The organism is Neisseria sp. P0021.S007, assembly GCF_051956855.1.
Genome location: NZ_JBQCXA010000083.1, coordinates 1 through 1,304 on the forward strand (window position 1 = coordinate 1; position 1,304 = coordinate 1,304).

General features: G+C 51.0%; 5 protein-coding genes. All 5 read left to right on the forward strand.

All coding sequences use genetic code 11. The features are described from left to right. The coding region (locus ACTHUR_RS11250) for a hypothetical protein (protein WP_440398629.1) at nucleotides 1-220 on the forward strand (220 nt) is incomplete at its 5' end. Next, entirely contained in the window at nucleotides 217-393 is a 177-nt protein-coding gene (locus tag ACTHUR_RS11255) for a hypothetical protein (RefSeq protein ID WP_202189002.1), read from the forward strand. The genes ACTHUR_RS11250 and ACTHUR_RS11255, both read left to right, overlap by 4 nt. Then, nucleotides 390-584: a hypothetical protein gene (locus ACTHUR_RS11260; RefSeq protein WP_070539340.1), complete on the forward strand. Its 195-nt coding sequence runs from the start codon at nucleotides 390-392 to the stop codon at nucleotides 582-584. The genes ACTHUR_RS11255 and ACTHUR_RS11260 overlap by 4 nt, the downstream gene beginning before the upstream one ends. After that, on the forward strand, nucleotides 581-868 hold the full coding sequence (locus ACTHUR_RS11265; RefSeq protein WP_070870264.1) for a hypothetical protein: 288 nt from the start codon (nucleotides 581-583) through the stop codon (nucleotides 866-868). The genes ACTHUR_RS11260 and ACTHUR_RS11265 overlap by 4 nt, the downstream gene beginning before the upstream one ends. Then, on the forward strand, nucleotides 865-1,304 hold a 440-nt coding region (locus tag ACTHUR_RS11270), incomplete at its 3' end, for a hypothetical protein (protein ID WP_440398630.1). The genes ACTHUR_RS11265 and ACTHUR_RS11270, both read left to right, overlap by 4 nt.

Consider the following 1,304-nt stretch of genomic DNA (forward strand, 5'->3'; position numbering starts at 1 on the left):
ATCACCTGGATCTACATGTGATGAGTCGTCGGCAGCGTCGGATGGGGATAAGAGACAGCTGAAAAATAAAGGGGAAATAATGAAAAAATATGAAATCGAATTTGCCATTGTAATTGTGCTGCTGTCCATCGTCGTAGCCATACAGGCAAGGCTGACCGAGCCTTGCCGCCAAAAACAGCCTATGCAGATCGACGTCTATGACAGGGGGCAGTACAAATGAGGGGGTTATGGATACTGACCGCCATGCTTGCCGCCTGCCAGCCGGTCGCGGCAACGGCAGAACAAAGGGATGCTCTGGAAGCTGATAAAAACTGGGAAGCAGTTTATGGCGGAATGAGCGAGACAGACAAAATAACAGGCGTGGTTTTGGAACCCGCGGGAGCAGAAAAATGAACAGGGATTACAGCAAAATAAAAGTATCAGTTTGGCGGGAGAAAGGCGGTCATCTTGCCGCCGAGCTGACAACGGTATCGGGTCAGTTTGTGATGATGTATGTGTCGTCTCAACTATCGGATGAAGTTGAGGATGTGGTTCAGACGGCATTGCGGTGCTTGAGCCGTAAGGATTTGGAGGCGGCGCGATGACAATTTATCTAAATATCGCCCGCGACGGCATTATCAAGATTACTCAGGATGCTGCTTTGGGTAACCAAGAAGGCGATACAGATTACCTGAGTAAAGAGCTGAATGAGGGCTGTACGCTTGAAGAAGTTTATGCGGTTGTCGCCGCAAATACATCTTGGAAAAACGGGTTGTTTTATTACCCTCCGGTGGATGTAGAAGATGGTGATCGGGCATGTGATGCAGCTATTGATTTTTCCGACTTGGTTTACTGCAGCCTTAAAAGTCTGATGGAGGCGAGAACATGAAAGTACGCTGCCCTACCTGCGGTGCGGTGATGAGCTTGGATGTATTAATCGCCTATGACGATGCCCGCGAAGCCCTGATTGCCCTGACCGGCATTTCAGACGACCTTTTTAAGGCGGTATTGCGGTATCTGACGCTTTTTCGCCCCGCAGAAAAGGATTTAAGTTTTAACCGGGTTTCAAAGCTTGTCGGCGAGATTGCGCCGATGATACGGGACGGCAAGATTGTCCGTAACCGAAAAACGTACCCGGCCCCGCGCGAGGCTTGGATTTGGGCGGCAACACGATGCCTTGAAGCACGGGATGCGGGAAAGCTGACACCGCCGCTGACCAGCCACGGTTATTTATTGGAAAACATTACGTTTTGGTCGCCTGAAAAGACGGCGGGAACGGCGGTTTTGCCCTCTCCCCAACCCTCTCCCGCGGGAGAGGTGGCAAG